Origin of the sequence: Pseudonocardia sp. ICBG1034 (assembly GCF_020131375.1) — a bacterium.
GTDB lineage: Bacteria > Actinomycetota > Actinomycetes > Mycobacteriales > Pseudonocardiaceae > Pseudonocardia > Pseudonocardia alni.
Genome location: NZ_JAHLEK010000015.1, coordinates 1,757,278 through 1,777,576, shown reverse-complemented (window position 1 = coordinate 1,777,576; position 20,299 = coordinate 1,757,278). Strand labels below are relative to the sequence as shown.

At 73.8% G+C, this 20,299-nt stretch carries 20 protein-coding genes; 11 read left to right on the top strand and 9 right to left on the bottom strand.

The features are described from left to right. The first annotated feature begins 338 nt into the window (after positions 1 to 338). Entirely contained in the window at positions 339 to 3,119 is a 2,781-nt protein-coding gene (aceE, locus tag KPF22_RS09865) for a pyruvate dehydrogenase (acetyl-transferring), homodimeric type (RefSeq protein ID WP_224401812.1), read from the top strand. Positions 3,120 to 3,344: 225 nt separating this feature from the next. Next, entirely contained in the window at positions 3,345 to 3,548 is a 204-nt protein-coding gene (locus tag KPF22_RS09860; RefSeq protein WP_073577448.1) for a cold-shock protein, read from the top strand. Between the two features lie 90 nt (positions 3,549 to 3,638). Here KPF22_RS09860 and KPF22_RS09855 read toward each other — a convergent pair whose 3' ends face one another. After that, positions 3,639 to 4,385: a pirin family protein gene (locus KPF22_RS09855; protein WP_224401811.1), complete on the bottom strand. Its 747-nt coding sequence runs from the start codon at positions 4,383 to 4,385 to the stop codon at positions 3,639 to 3,641. Between the two features lie 9 nt (positions 4,386 to 4,394). Here KPF22_RS09855 and KPF22_RS09850 point away from each other — a divergent pair, with 9 nt between their 5' ends. The 5 genes from KPF22_RS09850 to KPF22_RS09830 all read left to right on the top strand — a co-directional run bounded on the left by KPF22_RS09850 (position 4,395) and on the right by KPF22_RS09830 (position 9,428). After that, positions 4,395 to 5,777 (top strand): CdaR family transcriptional regulator, encoded by a 1,383-nt coding sequence (locus tag KPF22_RS09850; RefSeq protein WP_208819083.1) that lies wholly within the window; start codon positions 4,395 to 4,397, stop codon positions 5,775 to 5,777. A 141-nt stretch (positions 5,778 to 5,918) separates the two neighbouring features. After that, positions 5,919 to 6,842, top strand: coding sequence for an ACP S-malonyltransferase (locus tag KPF22_RS09845; protein WP_100878358.1), 924 nt, complete (start codon positions 5,919 to 5,921; stop codon positions 6,840 to 6,842). Positions 6,843 to 6,847: 5 nt separating this feature from the next. Further along, a complete protein-coding gene (locus KPF22_RS09840; protein ID WP_208819085.1) occupies positions 6,848 to 7,828 on the top strand; it encodes a beta-ketoacyl-ACP synthase III in 981 nt (326 codons plus the stop codon). A gap of 54 nt (positions 7,829 to 7,882) precedes the next feature. Next, positions 7,883 to 8,125, top strand: coding sequence for an acyl carrier protein (locus KPF22_RS09835; protein WP_020623056.1), 243 nt, complete (start codon positions 7,883 to 7,885; stop codon positions 8,123 to 8,125). Between the two features lie 55 nt (positions 8,126 to 8,180). Then, positions 8,181 to 9,428, top strand: a complete 1,248-nt coding sequence (locus KPF22_RS09830; protein ID WP_062396635.1) for a beta-ketoacyl synthase — start codon at positions 8,181 to 8,183, stop codon at positions 9,426 to 9,428. Positions 9,429 to 9,469: 41 nt separating this feature from the next. Here KPF22_RS09830 and KPF22_RS09825 read toward each other — a convergent pair whose 3' ends face one another. The 3 genes from KPF22_RS09825 to KPF22_RS09815 form a co-directional block, all read right to left on the bottom strand. Then, entirely contained in the window at positions 9,470 to 10,015 is a 546-nt protein-coding gene (locus tag KPF22_RS09825; RefSeq protein ID WP_062396637.1) for a hypothetical protein, read from the bottom strand. Positions 10,016 to 10,059: 44 nt separating this feature from the next. Beyond that, positions 10,060 to 10,551 carry a DUF3145 domain-containing protein gene (locus KPF22_RS09820; protein WP_043277342.1) on the bottom strand — a complete coding sequence of 164 codons (492 nt, stop codon included), beginning with the start codon at positions 10,549 to 10,551 and terminating at the stop codon, positions 10,060 to 10,062. A 225-nt stretch (positions 10,552 to 10,776) separates the two neighbouring features. Beyond that, a complete protein-coding gene (locus KPF22_RS09815; protein WP_224401810.1) occupies positions 10,777 to 11,853 on the bottom strand; it encodes an MBL fold metallo-hydrolase in 1,077 nt (358 codons plus the stop codon). Positions 11,854 to 12,083: 230 nt separating this feature from the next. Between KPF22_RS09815 and KPF22_RS09810 the strand changes: the two genes are divergently transcribed. The 3 genes from KPF22_RS09810 to KPF22_RS09800 are packed head-to-tail and all read left to right on the top strand — an operon-like array spanning position 12,084 to position 13,347. Further along, on the top strand, positions 12,084 to 12,296 hold the full coding sequence (locus KPF22_RS09810; RefSeq protein WP_224401809.1) for a helix-turn-helix domain-containing protein: 213 nt from the start codon (positions 12,084 to 12,086) through the stop codon (positions 12,294 to 12,296). A gap of 14 nt (positions 12,297 to 12,310) precedes the next feature. Continuing rightward, positions 12,311 to 13,063 (top strand): methyltransferase domain-containing protein, encoded by a 753-nt coding sequence (locus KPF22_RS09805; protein WP_224401808.1) that lies wholly within the window; start codon positions 12,311 to 12,313, stop codon positions 13,061 to 13,063. Positions 13,064 to 13,110: 47 nt separating this feature from the next. After that, positions 13,111 to 13,347 (top strand): hypothetical protein, encoded by a 237-nt coding sequence (locus tag KPF22_RS09800; RefSeq protein WP_062396644.1) that lies wholly within the window; start codon positions 13,111 to 13,113, stop codon positions 13,345 to 13,347. A 4-nt stretch (positions 13,348 to 13,351) separates the two neighbouring features. On the opposite strand, the gene KPF22_RS09795 is transcribed toward KPF22_RS09800, so the two are convergent. Beyond that, entirely contained in the window at positions 13,352 to 13,822 is a 471-nt protein-coding gene (locus KPF22_RS09795) for an NUDIX domain-containing protein (protein WP_224401807.1), read from the bottom strand. Positions 13,823 to 13,899: 77 nt separating this feature from the next. Between KPF22_RS09795 and KPF22_RS09790 the strand changes: the two genes are divergently transcribed. Further along, complete coding sequence (locus tag KPF22_RS09790) at positions 13,900 to 14,907, top strand: alpha/beta fold hydrolase (protein ID WP_224401806.1); 1,008 nt, start codon at positions 13,900 to 13,902, stop codon at positions 14,905 to 14,907. A gap of 14 nt (positions 14,908 to 14,921) precedes the next feature. On the opposite strand, the gene KPF22_RS09785 is transcribed toward KPF22_RS09790, so the two are convergent. The 4 genes from KPF22_RS09785 to KPF22_RS09770 all read right to left on the bottom strand — a co-directional run bounded on the left by KPF22_RS09785 (position 14,922) and on the right by KPF22_RS09770 (position 20,268). Beyond that, entirely contained in the window at positions 14,922 to 15,563 is a 642-nt protein-coding gene (locus KPF22_RS09785) for a hypothetical protein (RefSeq protein ID WP_224401805.1), read from the bottom strand. Positions 15,564 to 15,643: 80 nt separating this feature from the next. Continuing rightward, entirely contained in the window at positions 15,644 to 18,505 is a 2,862-nt protein-coding gene (locus KPF22_RS09780; protein ID WP_224401804.1) for a vitamin B12-dependent ribonucleotide reductase, read from the bottom strand. 94 nt (positions 18,506 to 18,599) lie between these two features. Next, positions 18,600 to 19,091, bottom strand: coding sequence for a transcriptional regulator NrdR (gene nrdR / locus KPF22_RS09775; RefSeq protein WP_062396654.1), 492 nt, complete (start codon positions 19,089 to 19,091; stop codon positions 18,600 to 18,602). A gap of 517 nt (positions 19,092 to 19,608) precedes the next feature. Further along, positions 19,609 to 20,268: a hypothetical protein gene (locus KPF22_RS09770; RefSeq protein ID WP_208819091.1), complete on the bottom strand. Its 660-nt coding sequence runs from the start codon at positions 20,266 to 20,268 to the stop codon at positions 19,609 to 19,611. Between the last annotated feature and the right edge of the window lie 31 nt (positions 20,269 to 20,299).

The following is a 20,299-nucleotide window of genomic DNA, read 5'->3' as shown; positions in this document are numbered from 1 at the left end:
TCGTCTTCGGTTCCGCGTGCGGGCGCCACCCTTCGCGCGAAATCGGATGGGGCATCCGATCACGGGGGCACGACCGGATGCAACCGGCTCGCGGTCCGCGGCGCGGTGACGCGCAGGTCACCCCGCCCTCCGTTCAGTTACGTACGAGTAGTACCTATCCTCGCGGCCAGAGCCCGACTTCGTGAACGACGAGTTTCGGGACCGCGCCGGAACAGGCACGATGGACCGAGCCACGGCCACGACCGTCGAGTCCGGCCGGCGACGTCGCCCCACAGCCGGCGGCGGACAGACAGGGCCGGGCGATCCCGGCCACCGACGGAATCAGGCAGGGAGAACCCTTGACCGCGCAGAGCAGCACGCCCGGCGACGACAAGCGCCGCGTCAACGTCATCCGGGACGGGCTGGCCGCCCACCTGCCGGACATCGACCCCGAGGAGACGGCCGAGTGGCTGGACTCCCTGGACGCGGTCCTGGACAACGCCGGGCAGCAGCGCGCCCGCTACCTCATGCTGACGATGCTGCAGCGCGCCCGTGAGAAGCACGTGGGCGTCCCGTCGCTGACCGCGACGGACTACGTCAACACCATCCCGACCGACCGCGAGCCGTGGTTCCCCGGCGACGAGGACGTCGAGCGCACCTACCGGCGCTGGCTGCGCTGGAACGCCGCGATGACCGTGCACCGCGCGCAGCGCCCGGGTATCGGCGTCGGCGGGCACATCTCGTCCTACGCCTCCTCGGCGACGCTCTACGAGGTCGGCTTCAACCACTTCTTCCGTGGCAAGGAACACCCCGGCGGCGGCGACCAGATCTACATCCAGGGTCACGCCTCCCCCGGCATCTACGCCCGCGCCTTCCTCGAGGGGCGGCTGGGCGAGGACCGCCTCGACGGGTTCCGCCAGGAGTTGTCCCACGCGGGCCCGGGCGGCGGGCTGCCGTCCTACCCGCACCCGCGGCTGATGCCGGACTTCTGGGAGTTCCCCACGGTCTCGATGGGCATCGGCCCGATGAACGCGATCATGCAGGCGCGGTTCAACCGCTACCTGGGCGACCGCGGGTTCAAGGACACCTCCCAGCAGCAGGTGTGGGCCTTCCTCGGCGACGGCGAGATGGACGAGCCCGAGTCGCGCGGCCTGATCCACGTCGCGGCCAACGAGGGCCTGGACAACCTGAACTTCGTCGTCAACTGCAACCTGCAGCGCCTCGACGGCCCGGTCCGCGGCAACGGCAAGATCATCCAGGAGCTGGAGGCGTTCTTCCGGGGCGCCGGCTGGAACGTCATCAAGGTCATCTGGGGCCGCGAGTGGGACTCGCTGCTGCACGGCGACCGTGACGGCGCGCTGATCAACCTGATGAACACCACGCCGGACGGCGACTTCCAGACCTACAAGGCGAACGACGGCGCCTACGTCCGCGACCACTTCTTCGGCCGCGACCCGCGGACCAAGGCGCTCGTGGACCCGATGAGCGACGCCGAGATCTGGAAGCTCAAGCGCGGTGGGCACGACTACCGCAAGGTGCACGCGGCCTACGCCGCCGCCACCGCGCACCACGGCCAGCCGACCGTCATCCTGGCCAAGACCATCAAGGGCTACGGCCTGGGCACGCACTTCGCGGGCCGCAACGCCACCCACCAGATGAAGAAGCTCACGCTCGACGACCTCAAGCAGTTCCGCGACGAGCAGCGCATCCCGATCTCGGACAAGCAGCTCGAGGCCGACCCGTACCTGCCGCCGTACTACCACCCCGGCGAGTCCGACGAGGCGATCCAGTACCTGCGGGAGCGCCGTCGCCAGCTGGGCGGGCCGCTGCCGTCGCGCCGGACCGCCAGCAAGCCGCTGGTGCTTCCCGGTGACAAGGTCTACGACTTCGTCAAGAAGGGCTCCGGCAAGCAGGAGGTCGCCACGACGATGGCGTTCGTCCGGCTGCTGCGCGAGCTCATCAAGGACAAGGAGATCGGCGCGCGCTTCGTGCCGATCATCCCGGACGAGGCCCGTACCTTCGGTATGGACTCGATGTTCCCCAGCCAGAAGATCTACAACCCGAACGGCCAGAACTACACCTCGGTCGACGCCGACCTGATGCTCGCCTACAAGGAGTCCGAGCAGGGCCAGATCCTGCACGAGGGCATCAACGAGGCCGGTTCGGTCGGGTCGTTCACCGCGGCGGGCACGTCCTACGCCACGCACGACGAGCCGATGATCCCGGTCTACATCTTCTACTCGATGTTCGGGTTCCAGCGGACCGGCGACTCGATCTGGGCCGCCTCGGACCAGATGGCCCGCGGCTTCCTGGTCGGCGCCACCGCCGGTCGCACCACGCTGACCGGCGAGGGTCTCCAGCACAACGACGGTCACTCGCTGCTGCTCGCGGCGACCAACCCGGCCGTCGTCGCCTACGACCCTGCGTTCTCCTTCGAGGTCGCGCACATCGTCCAGGACGGGCTGCGCCGGATGGTCGGCGAGAAGCCCGAGAACGTCATCTACTACCTGACGGTCTACAACGAGCCCTACCGCCAGCCGGCCGAGCCGGCGGACGTGGACCGCGAGGGCATCCTGCGCGGGATGCACCGGTTCGCCCCCGCGCCCGAGGGCAACGGGCCCGTGGTGCGGCTGCTCGCCTCCGGTGTCTCGCTGCCGTGGGCGCTGACCGCGCAGAAGATGCTGGCCGACGACTGGGACGTCCGCGCCGAGGTCTGGTCGGTGACGTCCTGGGGCGAGCTGCGCCGCGACGGCGTCGAGGCCGAGCACGCCAACCTGCTCAAGCCCGGTGACGAGCCGGTCGTGCCGTACGTGACCCAGAAGCTGGGCGACGGCGAGCACGGCGACGCCCCGGTCGTGGCGGTCTCCGACTGGATGCGTGCGGTCCCCGACCAGATCCGCCAGTGGTCCCCGGCGCCGTTCCTGTCGCTGGGCACCGACGGGTTCGGCCTGTCCGACACCCGTCCGGCCGTGCGCCGCCACTTCGCGGTCGACGCCGAGTCGATCGTCGTCGGCGCGCTCTCGGTGCTGGCCAGGCAGGGCCTGGTGAAGACCGAGACCGCGGCCGAGGCCGCGGCCGGCTACAAGATCGACGACCCGCAGGCCGCCGGCCCGCAGATCGGCGACGGCGGGGCCGCCTGACCCCACCGGCACACGACGGCCCGCCGCCCCGCACGGGGCGGCGGGCCGTCGCCGATTTTCGCCCCTCCCAGGGCGGCGCAGATCACGATAGGCTCCGCGCGACGGCGGTGGCGGTGATCACTCGTCCTCGCGACTCGCCGTCCTGACCAGGGCGTCGACCGTGTGCGTCGCTGGCCCGCGGTTCCGGGCGAGGTGCTCCGGGCCGATGATCTCCAGGGAGCAGGAATGGCAGAAGGCACCGTCAAGTGGTTCAACAGCGAGAAGGGCTACGGCTTCCTCGCCCCCGACGGTGGTGGTGCGGACGTGTTCGTGCACTACTCGGCAATCCAGACGAACGGCTACAAGAGCCTCGACGAGGGGCAGCGCGTGTCGTTCGACATCGAGCAGGGGCAGAAGGGGCCGCAGGCCAGCGGGGTCACGCCGCTCTGAGCCGTCCGGTCACCCGTCCGTCGTGGTGACCGGCAGCAGCCCGTCACGGCCGAGGTCTCGCGCTCCGGCCGGTTCCGCGGTGCCCGGGTGTCACCACCCCAGCGCTGCGTGCATCTCCCACACCAGGATCTCGGCCCCGTCCGGTCCGGCGGTGATCCGCCGGCCGCCGTCGTCGACGACCCTGGCCGCGTCGCCCGTACCGAGTTGGTCACCGGGCACGTCCTCCAGCGTCGCGCCCCCACGTGCCGCGAACGCGTGCACGAACGGGGCGGTCGGCAGCTCCATGGCCGCCCCCGGCGCGAGCCGTGCCACCGACAGGGCCGCCGCGCGCTGACGCAGCGGCAGCAGGGTCGACTCGCGGTGCCGTTCCAGGCCCGAGGCCAGGACGACCGTGTCCCCGCGCTCCCCCGCGTGCACCGCACGCACGAGGTGGTGCGGGTCGCCGCCCGGTTCCTCGGGCACCACCCACATCTGCACGAACCGCACGCCCCCGTCCGGCGTCGCGTGCTCGGAGTGCCGCACCCCCGATCCCGCTCCCAGGTACTGCGCCCCGCCCGGCCCGACCCGTGCGGTCCGCCCGGTGGTGCTGTCGCGGTGTTCCAGCTCGCCGTCGAGGACCCAGGTGAGGATCTCGGTGTCGCGGTGCGGGTGCTCGTCGTAGCCCCGCCCCGGGACGAGCCGGTCCTCGTTGTGCAGCAGCAGCAGCCCGAAGTGGGTGTTGGCCGGGTCGTAGTGCGCCCCGGCGGAGAAGCTGTGCCGCGAGTCGAGCCAGCCGGTCTCCGTGCGCGCCCGCGAGCCGGCGCGGTACAGCGTGACGTGTCCTGTGGGTGCGTCCATCGTCGTGTCATGCTGCCCGACGTGCACCGCCACCCGGTCGCGGACGCGACGTTGCGCCGCCTCGAGCTCGCCTCGTCCCGGCTGGCCGCGGCCTGCCTGGCGGAGATGGAGCGGCGCTGCCCGTGGTTCGCGGGGCTGCCCGCCGACCAGCGCGCGGGCGTGGCCCTGGTGACCCAGACCGGCGTCGCGAACTTCGTGTCCTGGCTGCGTGAGCCCGACCGCACCACCCCGCTCACCGCCGAGGCGTTCCGGATCGCGCCGCGCGACCTGGCCCGGCGGATCAGCCTGCGCCAGACCGTCGAGCTGGTGCGTATCGCCGCGGACGTGTTCGAGGAGCACCTGCCCCCGCTCGCCGACGACGGCACCGAGCGCCACGAGCTCACCGAGGCCGTGCTGCGCTTCGGCCGGGAGATCGCCTTCGCCGCCGCCACCGTGTACGCCGGCGCCGCGGAGTCCCGCGGCGCCTGGGACGCCCGGCTGGAGGCGCTCGTCGTCGACGCCGTGCTGCGCGGCGACACCGACGGTGCGCTCGTGTCCCGGGCCGCCGCGCTCGGCTGGGACCCCGCCGCCCCGGTGCACTGCCTGGTCGGCTCCGCACCCGGCTCCGGCCCCGAGTCCCCGCAGCTGATCGTCGAGCTGCGCCGGGTCGCCGCGCGGCTCGGCCACGACGTGCTCGTCGGCGTCCAGGGGCGACGGCTGGTGGTCCTGCTGCACCTGACCGGGCGGCCCGCGCGCCGGGTCGCCGACCGGCTCGCCGAGACCACATCGGCGCGTGCGGCGCCGACCGGGCCCGGGCCGGCCCCGGGGGCGAGCGCGGTCACCGCGCGGGTGCTCGCCGAGGTCGCAGCGCACTTCGGGGCCGGACCGGTCGTCTCCGGCCCGCCCAGCACCGATCTGGCCACCGCGGGTGCCGCCGTCGCCGAGGCACTGGCCGGGCTGGCCGCCGCCCCGGGTCACCCCGACGCACCGCGCCCGGTCGACGCCGCCGACCTGCTGCCCGAGCGCGCCCTGCACGGCGACCCGGCCGCGCGGCGCCGGCTCGCCGAGGACGTCCTGGCCCCGCTCCACGACACCGGTGGCGAACTGCTGCGCACCCTGGCCGCGTACCTGGAGGGCGGGGCGAGCCTGGAGGGCTGCGCCCGCGCGCTCTACGTGCACCCCAACACGGTGCGCTACCGCCTGCGCCGCATCGGCGAGCTCGTCGGGCGCTCCCCCACCGACCCCCGGGAGGCGTTCGTGCTGCGCGCCGCGCTCGTCGCCGACCGCACCGCCCGCGCGTCCGACGGCCCGGCCGTCGCCGCGCACACCCCGCTGACTCCTCTGGACCCGACCGGGGAGCATGATCAGGAGGTCGACGACGTCCGTGTCCCGGTGGGCGGGGCGTTGTCGTGAACCCTACAAACACCGGCCCCTACGGATCGGTAACGAGGCCCCGGTCACACCTGCGGTTCGTAGGTTTCCTACAACTTCGGTGGTCCGACTTCGTCGTAACCGGTATCCCGGTGCCGCCCCCGAGAGGTGTGTGATGTCCCCGTGATCGCCCTGCTCGCACCCGGCCAGGGGGCCCAGACCCCCGGCATGCTCGCTCCGTGGCTGGAGGACCCGGCCGCGGCGGAGGCCGTGGCCGGCTGGTCCGACGCCGTCGGGCTCGACCTGGCGCGTCTCGGCACCACCGCCGACGCCGAGGAGATCACCGACACCGCGGTCACCCAGCCGTTGATCGTCACCCTGGGCCTGCTGGCCGCGCGCCGCCTGCGCGAGCGGGTCGAGCTGCCGTCCGGGACCGTCGTCGCCGGGCACTCGATCGGCGAGATCACCGCCTGCGCGATCGCGGGCGTGCTGACCGAGGACGCCGCCGTCGCCCTCGCCGGGGTCCGCGGCCGTGAGATGGCCGCCGCCTGCGCCGTCGCGCCGACCTCGATGGCCGCCGTGCTCGGCGGCGAGGAGGAGGTCGTGCTGGCCCGCCTCGCCGAGCTGGGTCTCGACCCGGCCAACCGCAACGGGGCGGGCCAGATCGTCGCCGCCGGGGCGAAGGAGGCGATCACCGAGCTCGTCGCGTCGCCGCCGGAGAAGGCGCGGGTCAAGGAGCTCCCGGTCGCCGGGGCGTTCCACACCGCGCACATGGAGCCCGCGCGTGCCGCGCTGGAGAGCCACGCGTCGTCGGTGCCGGTGTCGGACCCGACGCTCACGCTGCTGTCCAACGCCGACGGCGGGACCGTCGACACCGGCGCCGAGGCGCTGCGCCGGCTCGTCGCGCAGGTCACCCGGCCGGTCCGCTGGGACGCCTGCATGCAGACCCTCGCCGACCGCGGGACCGGCGCGACCCTCGAGCTGCCCCCGGGCGCGACGCTGACCGGGCTGGTCAAGCGCGCCGTCAAGGGCACCCCGACGCTGGCGCTCAAGACCCCCGAGCAGCTCGACGCCGCCGTCGACCTGATCTCCGAGCACGGGAAGTGAGCCCCATGCGAGCGACCCCGACCGTCGCCGGGGCCCGTTTCCTGGGCCTCGGCAGCTTCCAGCCCGAGCACGTGGTCACCAACGCCGACCTGGAGAAGCGGGTCGAGACCGACGACGCGTGGATCCGCAGCCGCGTCGGGATCGCCGAGCGCCGGATCGCCGACGCCGGCACCTCGCTGACGGCCATGGCGACGGCGGCCGGGGCGGCGGCGCTGACCGACGCCGGCTTCGACCCGGCCGGGCTCGACGCCGTGATCGTCGCGACCTGCACGATGCCCAACCCGATCCCGAACGCCGCCGCCCAGGTGGCGACCGGCCTGGGCGCGAACGGCGTCGCGGCGTTCGACCTCAACGCGGCCTGCGCCGGCTTCAGCTACGCCACGGCCGTCGCCTCGGACATGATCCGCGCCGGTTCGGCCCGTCACGTGCTGGTCATCGGCGCCGAGAAGCTCTCGGACTGGGTCGACTGGGACGACCGCTCGACCTGCATCATCTTCGCCGACGGCGCGGGCGCCGCCCTGCTCGGACCGGCGGACGGCGAGGACGAGGTGGGCGTCGGCCCGGTCAGCTGGGGCAGTGCGGGCGACCACGCGTCGACCATCCGGATCCTCGGCGAGACCACGAACAAGCTGCACCAGGAGGGCCAGGCCGTCTTCCGGTGGGCGACGACGGCGATCTCCCCCGTCGCGCTCGACGCCGTCGAGCGGGCCGGGCTCACCCCCGCCGACATCGACGTGCTCGTCCCGCACCAGGCGAACCTGCGCATCGTCGAGGCGATCGCGAAGAAGCTGCGCCGCCACGGCGCCCGGGAGGACATGGTCGTCGCCGACGACATCGTGCACTCCGGCAACACCTCGTCCGCGTCCATCCCGATGGCGCTGGACCACATGCGCACGGCCGGCCGGGTACGGTCCGGCGACGTGCTGCTCCTCGTAGGCTTCGGCGCAGGACTGTCCTACGCCGGACAGGTCGTCGTCTGTCCCTGACGGGGCACCGGAGACCTGGCACCCGCACCCATCCACCGCGCAAGGAGAACCATCGTGGCTGACAACGCCGAGATCCTCACCGGGCTGGCCGAGATCGTCGAGGAGGTCGCCGGCATCGACACCGCCGAGGTGACCCCCGAGAAGTCCTTCGTGGACGACCTGGACATCGACTCGCTGTCGATGGTGGAGATCGCCGTGCAGGCCGAGGACAAGTTCGGCGCCAAGATCCCGGACGACCAGCTCGCCGAGCTGAAGACCGTCGGCGACGCCGTCGACTTCATCGCCAAGCACCAGTGATCCGTACCGGCGGGCTCGCACCGGTAGCGCTGTCCGCCGGGGAGAAGGAGACGTCATGACCGACGGAGTGGTCGTCACCGGTTTCGGGGCCACCACCCCGCTCGGCGGGGACGCCGCCTCCACCTGGGAGGCGCTGCTCGCCGGGAAGTCCGGGGTGGGAACCACCCGGGCCGACTGGACCGAGCGGTTCGACCTGCCGGTGTCCATCTCGGCCCAGCTCGCCGTGGAGCCCACCGAGGTCCTGCCCCGCGTGCAGGCCCGCCGGATGGACCGGTGCGAGCAGGTCGCGATGGTCGCCGCCAAGGAGGCCTGGGCGCACGCCGGGCTCGGCGCGATCCCCGGCGAGGACGGGGCCGCGGTCGAGGCCGAGCGGCTCGCCGTCGTCATCGGCGCGGGCATCGGCGGCGCGCCGACCCTGCTCGCGCAGGACGACCTGCTCGAGGAGCACGGGCTGCGCAAGGTCTCGCCGCTGACCGTGCCGATGCTCATGCCCAACGGGCCGGCCGCGCTGGTGAGCCTGGAGTACAAGGCCAAGGGCGGGGTGCACTCCCCCGCCTCGGCGTGCGCCACCGGCGCCGAGGCACTGGCCTGGGCCTACAAGCTGCTGCGCGACGGGGAGGTCGACGTCGTCCTCGCAGGCGGCGCCGAGTCCTGCATCGTGCCGATCACCGTGGCCGGGTTCGTGCAGTCGCGGACCCTGTCCACCCGCAACGACGACCCGGAGCGCGCCTCCCGGCCGTTCGACACCGGGCGGGACGGCTTCGTCCTCGGTGAGGGCTCGGGCGTGCTCGTGCTCGAGCGCGAGGAGTTCGCGAAGGCCCGCGGCGCCACCGTGCACGGCCGCCTCGCCGGGATCGGTCTGACGTCCGACGCGTACCACATCACCGGACCCGACCCCGAGGGCGAGGGCCAGATCCGGGCGATGCAGAAGGCGGTGGCCGGGGCCGGTCTGACCGCCTCCGACATCGTCCACGTCAACTGCCACGCCACCTCCACGGTGGTCGGCGACGTGGGCGAGGCGACCGCCGTGAAGCGGGCGTTCGGCGACCACCCGGTGCTCACCGCACCGAAGTCGGCGCTCGGGCACCTCGTGGGCGGGGCCGGGGCCGTCGAGGGGATCATCGCGCTGCTCAGCGTGCGCGACGACATCGTCCCCGCGACGCTCAACCTCACCGACAAGGACCCGAAGGTCGAGCTGGACGTCGTCGCCGGCGAGCCGCGGAAGATGACCGTGGACGCCGCCGTCAACAACTCGTTCGGCTTCGGCGGGCACAACGCCTCGCTGGTGTTCACCAAGGCCTGACGGTTCCGTGCGGGTCCCCGGCCGGGGACCCGCACGCCCGCTCAGCAGGGAGCGCGCAGGATCCCGTCGGGGTTCCCGACGTCCATCCGCGGCGGCGAGCCCGCCATCGGGAAGGCGACCTGCCAGCAGATCCGGCCGACATGCAGGCCGGGCGGGCCGTCGTTCGGGTCCTGGACGCTGATGAAGCGCACCAGGGCGAGCACACCGCCGCCGGTCGCGGAGTCGATCCGGTCGATGCGGATGGTGCCGTCGGTGGTGGAGCCGATCCCCTCCAGCCACGACTCGCGGGGCTGCCGGTCGGCGGTCTCGGGGTTCACCACGCGGGTCCAGGTGGCGTGGTCGCGGCCGTTGACGGCGTTGAAGTAGAGCTGCACCTGCTGCATCACCAGCTGGGCCGCCGGATGCTCGGCCGCGCCCGCGCTGATCGTCACCTCGCTGCTGCCCGCGCCGCTGTCGGGCACGGTCTGCGGCGCGGAGGCGGGGGCGACGCCGGAACGGGTCGTCCCGGACACCGTCCACGCGACACCGCCGACGGCCACGAGCGCCACCAGCAGGACGCCGACCGTGATCGCGGCCCGGCCGTTCATTCCTCGCCCCCCATGGGACGACAGTCTGCCCGGCCCGGCTCGGCTCAGCCGACCCGGTGGGTCAGCAGCGTCACCGCCGCGCCGTCGCCGGCGAAGCGGAAGGACTCCAGCTCGTCGTCCCAGGCCGTGCCCAGCAGCTGGTCGAGACGCCGGGACAGCCCGGCGCCGCCGTGCTCGGCCATGACCGTGCGCAGCTGGTCCTCGGGCAGCACGACGTCGCCGTTGGCGCTGGTGCGGCCGTGCCACATACCCAGGCCGGGGACGTGCATGAACCGCTCCCCGTCCACGCCGGGGCTCGGCTCCTCGGTCACCTCGAACCGCAGCATCGACCAGGCCCTCAGCGCCCCCGCGAGAGCCCCGCCGCTACCGGCGGGACCGCTCCAGGTGCACTCGGCCCGCATCTGACCGGACGCCACCGGCTGCGCGGACCACTCGAGGGAGACCCGCGTTCCGAGAACGCCCGAGAGCGCCCACTCGACGTGCGGACAGACCGCAGTCGGCGACGAGTGGACGAACACCACTCCGCGTGTGCTCACTGCCAACCTCCGCTGTCGTCGACGAGGATCGTCTTCCCCTACGTCCTCGGCGCAGCGCGGCCGGTGCTCGGACCCGCGGTACTGATGTGCTGGATGTGGGTGTGGTGACCTCCGTGGCGTGAGTGGACTTCGGTGGCCTCACTCTGCCCGATTCCGCTCCGGGGAGCCACCCCGACACGACGACCGGGTGAACGGCGCCCGGCGTGTCGTGGCCCGGCGCGCGGGTCAGGCGGTGTAGGTGGCGACGGCGACCCCGGTGGCGGCGTCGGGAACCTCGGTCCGGCGCAGCTCGCCGAGGTCGGCGAGCACGTCGAGGTGCGCCCCGGTCTCCAGGACCGCGAGGGTCCGGTTGAACAGGTCCATGTCCTCCAGCCGGTGTTCCCGCCGGGTCCAGCGCAGGACCCGGGCGACGGCATCGGCCGTCGGGTGGCCCGCGGCGACGGCGTCGCGGCACTGGGCGAGCCGGACGTCGTGGTGGGCCAGCAGCTCGTCGGTGCGGGCGTGCGCGCTGCCGCCGACCGGGCCGTGCGCGGGCAGCAGGGTCGCGTCCGGCCGGGACCGGACCAGGCGCAGCGAGTCGAGGAACTGCCCGAGCGGGCTCGCCACCGGCGACGGCTGCAGGCCGATCGACGGGGTGATCCGGGGCAGCACGTGGTCGCCGGCGAACAGCAGCTCGTGGGCCTCGTCGGCGAACACGAGGTGCCCGCGGGTGTGCCCCGGGGTCTCCACGGCGGTCAGCGTGCGGGTACCCGCCGGGTCGGCGACGGCGATGGCGGCACGGTCGGCGATCCACTCGTCGGGGGCCTCCCACTCCTCGGGGAGCGGACGCGGCCACGGCCCGGCCCGGCCGAGCTCGTCGACGAGGCCGGCGGCGCCGGCACGCAGCAGCCGGGTCCGGTCGGGCTCGCCCTGCGGGCGGGCGGGATCGGTGATGACCTCCAGGTTGGGCCGCTCCCCCGCGCCGAGCAGCACGCGGGTGCCGTACTCGCGGCGCAGCACCGCGGCCAGGGTGTAGTGGTCCCGGTGGGCGTGGGTGACGAGGAAGCGGCGGACGTCGCCGAAGCCGGAGCCCAGCGCGGCCAGCGCCTTGCCGAGCAGGTCGCGGGCCTCGTCGATCGCCCAGCCGGAGTCGATCAGGGTCCAGCCCGTGTCGTCGGCGAGTGCGTAGACGTTCACGGCACGCAGCCCGTCCTGCGGCAGCGGCAACGGGATCCGGTAGACGCCGGGGGCGCTGCGGAACACGCCCGGCGCGGTCCAGTCGCCGTCCGGGTCGTCATCGGTCACGGTGGGAGCGGCGGTCACCTCCCGACGATAGATGACCGCGCACGCGCGTCCGGGGCCGTGGCACCTCCCACGGGGTCCCGTCATCACCCCGCGTGTCCGGACGGACACCGAGAGCCGACAGTTTCCGGACAGTCCACCCGAGGGTGGGACATGTTCGCACCGGGAGGGTGGTCCGATCCGCGCTACCGTCCCTGCGTTCGGTGATCAGAGGTCGGCCTGGGGGCGGGTCGGCGAAGGAGGGGCGCAGCATGGCGGCAGGGATCCCGGAGCAACGGTCCGGGAAGGACGCGCCGTTCCTCACCGTGGCGGAGGTGGCCGACCGGATGCGGGTCTCCCGGATGACGGTGTACCGGCTGGTGCACTCCGGGGAGCTGCCCGCGGTGCGCTTCGGGCGCTCGTTCCGCGTACCACCCGAGTCGGTCGAGGCGTTGATCGAGTCGGCGCGCTACACCGGCGGGTGAGACACCGAGCCGGAATGATGCCGATCGACGCCGCGAGCGCGCGGCGGGTCGCGGACACCTACGACACCGCCGAGGCCCGCACCGAACGGGAGCGGACCCTGGAGCTGCTGGATCCGCGGGCCGGTGAGCAGATCCTGGTCGTCGGGACCGGGCCGGGACAGCTGCTCGACGAGGTCGCCCGGGCCATCGGTCCGGGCGCCACGGGTGTCGATCCGGACCCGGTGATGGTGACGCTGGCCCGACGACGGTGCGGCACCCGGGCCGTCGTCACGCAGCGCGCGCTGGCCGGTCCGGGCTCGCTGCCCGGCGGGCCGTACGACGCGGTGGCCTGCCTGCAGGTGCTCGAGTTCCTCGAGGACCTGCCGGCGGCCGTCGCCGAGCTGTACCGGGTCCTGCGCCCGGGCGGTCGGCTGCTGGTCCTGGACACGGACTGGACCTCGCTGCACTGGCCCGGGCCCGGGCAGGACCGGCACCGCCGCGTCCGCGACGCGTGGTGCACCACGGTGCCGCGGTCGCGGCTGCCCTACGAGCTGGGCCCGCTGCTGCAGCGCGCCGGGTTCGACGGGGAGTGGACGCGCCGGATGCCGATGCGCGGGCCGGCCTCCACCGGCTACGGCGCCGCACTGCGGGAGATGGTCGCCGACGCCGCGCCGGGCCGGTGCGGGCTCACCCGGGCCGACGTCGACGCGTGGGCGTCGGGCGTCGCGTCCTGCGGCGACGAGCCCTTCTCGGTGGACCGCTGGTTCCTGGGCGCCGTCCGGCCCTGAACCGGCGGGCGTGGCGCGCGGGGCGCCGGTCGGGCAGCATCGCGGCCGTGGGCTCCCCGTCGTCGCAGACACCGATCACCGCGCGGGTGAGGATCGGGCAGCAGCCCGACTTCGTGCGCCTGTTCCAGACGCTGCCCCGGGCCGGCGAGTGGGTCAACTTCGCCCCGCCCGGCCGGCGGCGCGACGACTACGAGGTCGACTGGGTGCTGCACTGGGCGATCGACCCCGACGACACCGACAGCCCGGACGTCACCGTCGAGATCCAGCTCGTCGACCCGGAGTAGCCCGCTACCGGAAGCCGTGGCTGCGGATCGCGGCGACGCCGCCGACGCGCAGGGCCTCGAGCACCGCGCGTTCGTGCGGGACCGTGTCGGCGGGCAGGTCGGCGAGGGCGAACCAGTCCAGGCCCGCGGTCTTCCCGTCCTCGGCGCGACGTGGCTCGCCGGCCCAGCGTCGGCAGGTGAAGAAGAAGTCGACGCGTTCGTCGACGGGGTTCCCGTTGCGCCGGGTGCGGTGCACCGCGGTCAGCGGGACGAGGTCGGCGGGGTCGACGGTGACGCCGAGCTCCTCGTGGGCCTCGCGCACCGCGGCGGCGGCCGCGTCCTCGCCCGCCTCGACGTGCCCGGCCGCGGCGGCGGCCCAGTGGCCGTCCATGAAGCCGGTGCCCGCGCGCAGCTGGAGCAGCACCTCGGTGCGTTCACCGGTGCCGCGCAGCAGCAGGACGTAGGACGCCGGGACGACCCGGTAGCGCTCGCTCACGCCGTCGACCCTAGGTGCCGTACCGCCGTTCGCCGACGGCAACACCGGGGTAACCCGGCGGTCCTACCGTCGGGCGGATGGCGGCCCCCACCTCGCGCCCGGCACCGGTCGGCGACCGGCTCGGCGTCGTGCCGCCGCGGGACTCGGAGCTGCGGTTCCGCACCGTGCACGGCTACCGGCGGGCGTTCCGGGTGGCCGGCTCCGGGCCCGCGGTCGTGCTCGTGCACGGGATCGGCGACAGCTCGGCCACGTGGGAGGCGGTGTTCCCCGCACTGGCCCGCCGGCACCTGGTGATCGCCCCGGACCTGCTCGGGCACGGGCACTCGGACAAGCCGCGCGCCGACTACTCCGTCGCCGCCTACGCCAACGGGGTCCGCGACCTGCTCGGAGTCCTCGGGGTGCCCCGCGCGACGCTGGTGGGGCACTCGCTCGGCGGCGGCGTCGCCATGCAGTTCGCCTACCAGTACCCCGAACGCACCGAGCGTCTCGTGCTGGTCGGCACCGGCGGGGCGGGACCGGAGGTCACGTCGCTGCTGCGCGCGGTGAGCCTGCCCGGTGCGCACGCGGTGCTGGCGGCCTCGCAGCTGCCGCCGCTACGGTGGCAGCTCGGGTGGGCCCTGGACGCGCTGCGCCTGGTCGGGGCCGACCTCGGCCGCGACGCCGCCGACCTGCTCCGGCTGGTCGACGCGCTGCCCGACGCGACGTCCCGGACGGCGTTCATCCGGACGCTGCGCGCCGTCGTCGACTGGCGCGGGCAGGTGGTGACCATGCTCGATCGCTGCTACCTGACCCGCGGGATGCCGACCATGCTCGTGTGGGGCGCCCGGGACGCCGTCGTGCCACTGGCGCACGCCCGCACCGCGCACGCCGCGATGCCGGGCAGCAGGCTGGAGGTCTTCGACGACGCCGGGCACTTCCCGCACCACAGCGACCCGGCCCGGTTCGTCGGGGTGCTGGAGGAGTTCCTGGGGTCCACCGACCCGGCGCGGTGGAGCCCGGAGCAGTGGCGCCAGCTGCTGCGCTGCCCCGCTCCCCCGCCCGCCGGCGTCGCCGGGGCGCGGCCGGGACCGGTCTCGGCGACCTGACCCCGGGCCCGCGGTCAGAACACGAACCCCAGCCAGGTGCCGGCACAGCCGTGGCAGGCGCCGTGCGTCGTCGCGGCGCGGTGCACCGGGCGCAGGCAGATCACGCAGTGGGTCAGCCGGCGCCGGGCCCGGCGCAGCAGACCGTCGCGCACCTGGCGGACGGCGAGCCCGGCGTCGCCGTCCGGGTCGTCGCAGCCGGGCAGGACGGGTACCTCCACCGCGTCCGCCGGGTCCAGCACCGGGAGACGGCCGTCCCGTCGTGGTTCCGGGCGGGCCAGCAGCACCGGACCCGCCGGGGCGAACCCGAGCATCAGCTGCGGCGGCTCCCCGGCGACGAACCAGGCCACCGGGTCCGGCGTCGCGCCGGGCGGGAGCAGCCCCGCCGAGCGCAGGTCGGCGTCGGTCCAGCCGCCGCGACGCAGGTCGGCCGGGGTCAGCCCGAAGTGCCGCAGCCCGCCGGCGGGCAGGTCGAGCTCGCGCAGCTCCGCCGGGGACGGGACACCGACGTAGACGGTCCCGCGCTCCCCCGCCGGCTCCGCGACGGGCCCGGTGTCGTGGCCGTCCGCGACGCGCCACGGGGCGGCGACGAGTACGGCGAGCACCCGCGGGTCGACGCCGAGGCGCCCGGCCACCTCCGCGGTGCGGTCCTCGGTCACGTGGTCCCCGATCCCTGCCTCCACCACACGCGCCGGGGCGGCTCCGGTGTCGGAGCCGCCCCGGCGCGGTGCGGTGTCGGTCAGCTGCAGCCGCTGGTGGAGCCGCAGCCCTCGCAGAGGTAGCAGGACCCGGCGGGGCGCATCTTCGTCCCGCAGGTCATGCACAGCGGTGCGTCGGCGGCCTTGCCCAGACGCAGCTCGAGCAGCTCGGTGGAGCTGCCGACCTCGACCGGCGCCGGCTCGACACCGGCCTCCTTGCGCTCCTCGGTCGTCGGCACGGAGGAGCGGAACTCCTCCATGTCGAGCTTCTCGCCGGTGCCGTAGTCGTTCTCGACCTGGGCGGACCGCTCGTCGGAGGAGAAGATGCCCAGCTGGGCGCGCTTCTCGTACGGCAGGTGGTCCAGCGCCAGGCGGCGGAACAGGTAGTCCAGCACCGAGGTCGCGATCCGGACGTCCGGGTCGTCGGTCATCCCGGCAGGCTCGAAGCGCAGGTTGGAGAACTTCGAGACGTAGAACTCCAGCGGGATGCCGTACTGCAGGCCCACCGAGATCGACATCGAGAAGGCGTCCATCACGCCGGCCAGGGTCGAGCCCTGCTTGCCGAGCTTGACGAAGATCTCGCCGAGGCCGTCGTCGGGGTAGCTGCCGGCGGTGAGGTAGCCCTCGGCGCCACCGACGGTGAACGACACGGTCTCGCTGGGCCGCTTCTTCGGCAGCCGCTTGCGGACCGGCCGCTGCTCGACGACGACGTGCTTCTCCGGCTCGGCGTCGGCCTTCTTGTCGCCGCCCTTGCCCGCGGACAGCGGCTGGCCGACCTTGCAGTTGTCGCGGTAGATCGCCAGGGCCTTGAGACCGAGGCGCCACCCCTCGAGGTAGATCCGCTCGACGTCCTCGACGCTCGCCCGCTCGGGCATGTTGACCGTCTTGGAGATGGCGCCGGACAGGAACGGCTGCGCCGCGGCCATCATGCGGACGTGGCCCATCGGGGCGATCGTCCGGTCGCCCATGGCGCAGTCGAACACCTCGTAGTGCTCGGGCTTCATGCCCGGGGCGTCGACCACGTGGCCGTGCTCGGCGACGTACTCGACGATCGCCTCGGCCTGCTCGGCCTGGTAGCCGAGGTTGTCCAGGGCGCGGCGCACCGACTGGTTGACGATCTGCATGGAGCCGCCGCCGACCAGCTTCTTGAACTTGACCAGCGCCAGGTCCGGCTCGATGCCGGTCGTGTCGCAGTCCATCATCAGGCCGATCGTGCCGGTCGGGGCCAGCACCGACGCCTGCGCGTTGCGCCAGCCGTTGACCTGCCCGATGTCCTGGCACTGCTTCCAGACCTCGGTGGCGAGCTTCTGCACCGGGGTGCTGGAGGCGAAGGTGCGGATGCGGTCGTTCTCCGCGGCGTGCTTGCGGATGACGCGCTGGTGGGACTCGGCGTTGCGGGCGTAGCCCTCGTACGGGCCGACGACGCCGGCGAGCTCGGCGGAGCGCTTGTACGCGGCACCGGTCATCAGCGAGGTGATGGACCCGGCGAGCGCGCGGCCGCCCTCGGAGTCGTACGCGTGGCCGGTCGCCATGAGCAGCGCGCCGAGGTTGGCGTAGCCGATGCCCAGCTGGCGGAACTTCCGGGTGGTGTCGGCGATCGGCTCGGTCGGGAAGTCCGCGAAGCAGATCGAGATGTCCATCGCGGTGATGATCAGCTCGACGGCCTTGGCGAAGGTCCGGGCGTCGAACCGGTCGTCGGAGTCGAGGAACTTCAGCAGGTTCAGCGACGCCAGGTTGCAGCTGGAGTTGTCCAGGTGCATGTACTCCGAGCACGGGTTCGACGCGCTGATGCGCCCCGACTCCGGGGTGGTGTGCCAGTCGTTGATCGTGCCGTCGTACTGGATGCCGGGGTCGGCGCAGTTCCAGGCCGCCTCGGCGATGCCGCGGAACAGCTTGCGGGCGTCGACGCGCTCGATGACCTCACCGGTCATGCGGGCACGCAGACCGAAGTCGGTGCCCCCCTCGACGGCGCGCATGAACTCGTCGGTGACGCGGACGGAGTTGTTGGCGTTCTGGTACTGCACCGAGGTGATGTCGGAGCCGCCCAGGTCCATGTCGAAGCCGGCGTCGCGCAGGACGCGGACCTTGGCCTCCTCCTTGGCCTTGGTCTCGACGAACTCCTCGATGTCGGGGTGGTCGACGTCGAGGACGACCATCTTCGCCGCGCGCCGCGTGGCTCCGCCGGACTTGATGGTGCCCGCGGAGGCGTCGGCACCGCGCATGAACGAGACCGGGCCCGAGGCGGTGCCGCCGGAGGACAGCAGCTCCTTCGACGAGCGGATGCGCGAGAGGTTCAGGCCGGCACCGGAGCCGCCCTTGAAGATCAGGCCCTCCTCGCGGTACCAGTTCAGGATCGACTCCATGGTGTCGTCGACCGAGAGGATGAAGCAGGCGCTGACCTGCTGCGGGCTGGCGGTCCCGACGTTGAACCACACCGGCGAGTTGAAGCTGAACACCTGGTGGATCAGCATCCAGGTCAGCTCGTGGTCGAAGATCTCGGCGTCGCCCTCGGTGGCGAAGTAGCCGTGCTCGAGACCGGCCCGCTTGTAGGTGCCGACGACCCGCTCGACGAGCTGCTTGAGGCTGGACTCACGGGTGTCCGAGCCCACCGCGCCGCGGAAGTACTTGCTGGTGACGATGTTGGTGGCGTTGACCGACCAGCTGCGCGGGAACTCGACGCCGCGCTGCTCGAAGTTGACGGTGCCGTCGCGCCAGTTCGTCATGACGACGTCGCGGCGCTCCCACTCCACCTCCTCGTAGGGGTGGACCCCTTCGGTGGTGAAGACACGCTGCACGGTCAGGCCGGGCGCGCGCTTGGCGCCGGTCTTCCCGCGGCCACGCGACGGCTTGGCCGCCGCGCTCTCACCGGTGTCTGTCGTCGGGCCCCCGACGGTCTCGGTCATGAACTGCCTCCGCACATCCGACGCTTCTCCGCCCGCACGCTGGGGTGCGCGGACGGCTCTCTTCCCGGTACGACCGGCGACGACGACGCGCCGCTCAGCCGTCCGGGTGGTGACCGGCCTCGTCGTCGGCTGCTTCCCCGGCAGCCGCCGAACGCAGGTCGGCGATCTCCTTCTCGAAGTCCTCGATGGAGGAGAAGGACCGATAGACACTCGCGAACCGCAGGTACGCGACCTCGTCGAGCTCACGCAGCGGCCCGAGGATCGCCAGCCCGACCTCGTGGCTGGGAAGCTCCGCCGCCCCGCGCGCCCGCACCGTCTCCTCGACCCGGTGGGCGAGCTGTTGCAGGTCGTCCTCGTCGACCGGCCGGCCCTGGCACGCCCGCCGAACCCCGCCGACGACCTTCTGCCGGCTGAAGGGCTCGGTCACCCCGCTGCGCTTGACGACGGCGAGCACGGCCTCCTCGACCGTGGTGAACCGTCGTCCGCACGAGGTGCAGGACCGGCGCCGGCGGGTGCAGGTCCCGTCGTCGGCGGTCCGGGAGTCGATCACGCGGGAGTCCGGGTGTCGGCAGAACGGGCAGCGCATGGACGCTCACACCCCTCTTCCGTGACGTTCCGGAAACTCTCCGCAGCGATCCGTCCCCCCAACCAGTGGCGGAACGACACCAATGTAACCCCTACATCTAGGGGTACGCCATCCCGGGCCCGGTGCCACGCCGAGCTTCGCCCGATCGGGAACCGAGCCTCGCACACCACGTTCCGCGACCGGTCCGTCGCCGACGATCATGGAGCGGGGCATCGGCGCTGGTGGCGCCGAGGAACGTCGCGGGCGGCGCCGTCCGTCGCGCCGGAGGGACCGCGACCGGCGGCCACCCGATGCGGGGACACGCCCTGCGGACGCGCCCGGCGGCACGTCGCCGACTCCTCCGGCGACATCCCGGCGACCACGTCCCGACATCCGCGCGCCACCCCACGCAGCCGTCACCCGATGCGACGCCGACGCGGCGTCCGTCGCTCCGCACCGTCACCACCTCGGACCGCCCCGCAGCGCACGGCCGTGCGCACCACGGGGTGCGGCGTCGCGCCGCGCGGCGCCGCCGATGTCAACGCACGGCGCCGACCGACGGCACGGCGGCCGCGGGGGCGTTCCAGCCCGCCGCCGCGTCGCCCAGCAGCCCGAGCGCCACCACCGCGGTCGTCGCACACAGCAGGGCCGCGACCCCCGCGAGGAACCGTTCCAGGCGCCCGCGGGCGCGGCTGCGGGCCGGACGCGGGCGGGCCGGGACCAGGCAGCGCCGGGACGGCGGACGGACGGTGCGCGGTGCCGGCACGGCCACCGACCGAGGACGGGGCGGCGCCGCGGCCGGCGCGGGCCGCGTCAGGGTCGCCGTCGCCGCCGGGGCCGGGCCCGCGGCGGTGCAGCGGGGCGTCCGGACCGCGGGGTTCGGACCACCGGTGGGACCGGACACCGGGACACCGGCCCCGGGGGCGCCGGACACCGGAGCGCGCCGGGAACGGGCGGCGGGATGACGGGCCACCGACTCGGTCAGTGCGCGCTCGCGCGCCCCGTGGGCGGCCCACCGGTGGGCCGCGCGCGCAGCGGCCGACGAGCCGGCACCCGCCGCACCGGCGAGACCGTCGGCGGCCCGCACCCGCTCCCGGGCGGCGCGCCGGGCGCGCGAGGTGGGGGTGCCGGGCGCCGGGGCGCCGGTCAGGCAGCCGACCGCCCCGTGGTCGCGGATCCGCTCGTCGAGCTCTCGCATGGTTCCTCCTGCCGTCGGACCGCCCGTCCCC

Excerpts from the sequence above, each read along its gene's own strand:
- KPF22_RS09850 (WP_208819083.1), top strand. The coding sequence starts at position 4,395 with ATGCTGCCCGACGTGCACCGCCACCCGGTCGCGGACGCGACGTTGCGC.
- KPF22_RS09790 (WP_224401806.1), top strand. The coding sequence starts at position 13,900 with ATGGCGGCCCCCACCTCGCGCCCGGCACCGGTCGGCGACCGGCTCGGC.
- KPF22_RS09810 (WP_224401809.1), top strand. The coding sequence starts at position 12,084 with ATGGCGGCAGGGATCCCGGAGCAACGGTCCGGGAAGGACGCGCCGTTC.
- KPF22_RS09840 (WP_208819085.1), top strand. The coding sequence starts at position 6,848 with ATGCGAGCGACCCCGACCGTCGCCGGGGCCCGTTTCCTGGGCCTCGGC.
- KPF22_RS09780 (WP_224401804.1), bottom strand. The coding sequence starts at position 18,505 with ATGACCGAGACCGTCGGGGGCCCGACGACAGACACCGGTGAGAGCGCG.
- nrdR (WP_062396654.1), bottom strand. The coding sequence starts at position 19,091 with ATGCGCTGCCCGTTCTGCCGACACCCGGACTCCCGCGTGATCGACTCC.
- KPF22_RS09860 (WP_073577448.1), top strand. The coding sequence starts at position 3,345 with ATGGCAGAAGGCACCGTCAAGTGGTTCAACAGCGAGAAGGGCTACGGC.
- KPF22_RS09825 (WP_062396637.1), bottom strand. The coding sequence starts at position 10,015 with ATGAACGGCCGGGCCGCGATCACGGTCGGCGTCCTGCTGGTGGCGCTC.
- KPF22_RS09855 (WP_224401811.1), bottom strand. The coding sequence starts at position 4,385 with ATGGACGCACCCACAGGACACGTCACGCTGTACCGCGCCGGCTCGCGG.
- KPF22_RS09805 (WP_224401808.1), top strand. The coding sequence starts at position 12,311 with ATGATGCCGATCGACGCCGCGAGCGCGCGGCGGGTCGCGGACACCTAC.
- KPF22_RS09770 (WP_208819091.1), bottom strand. The coding sequence starts at position 20,268 with ATGCGAGAGCTCGACGAGCGGATCCGCGACCACGGGGCGGTCGGCTGC.
- KPF22_RS09830 (WP_062396635.1), top strand. The coding sequence starts at position 8,181 with ATGACCGACGGAGTGGTCGTCACCGGTTTCGGGGCCACCACCCCGCTC.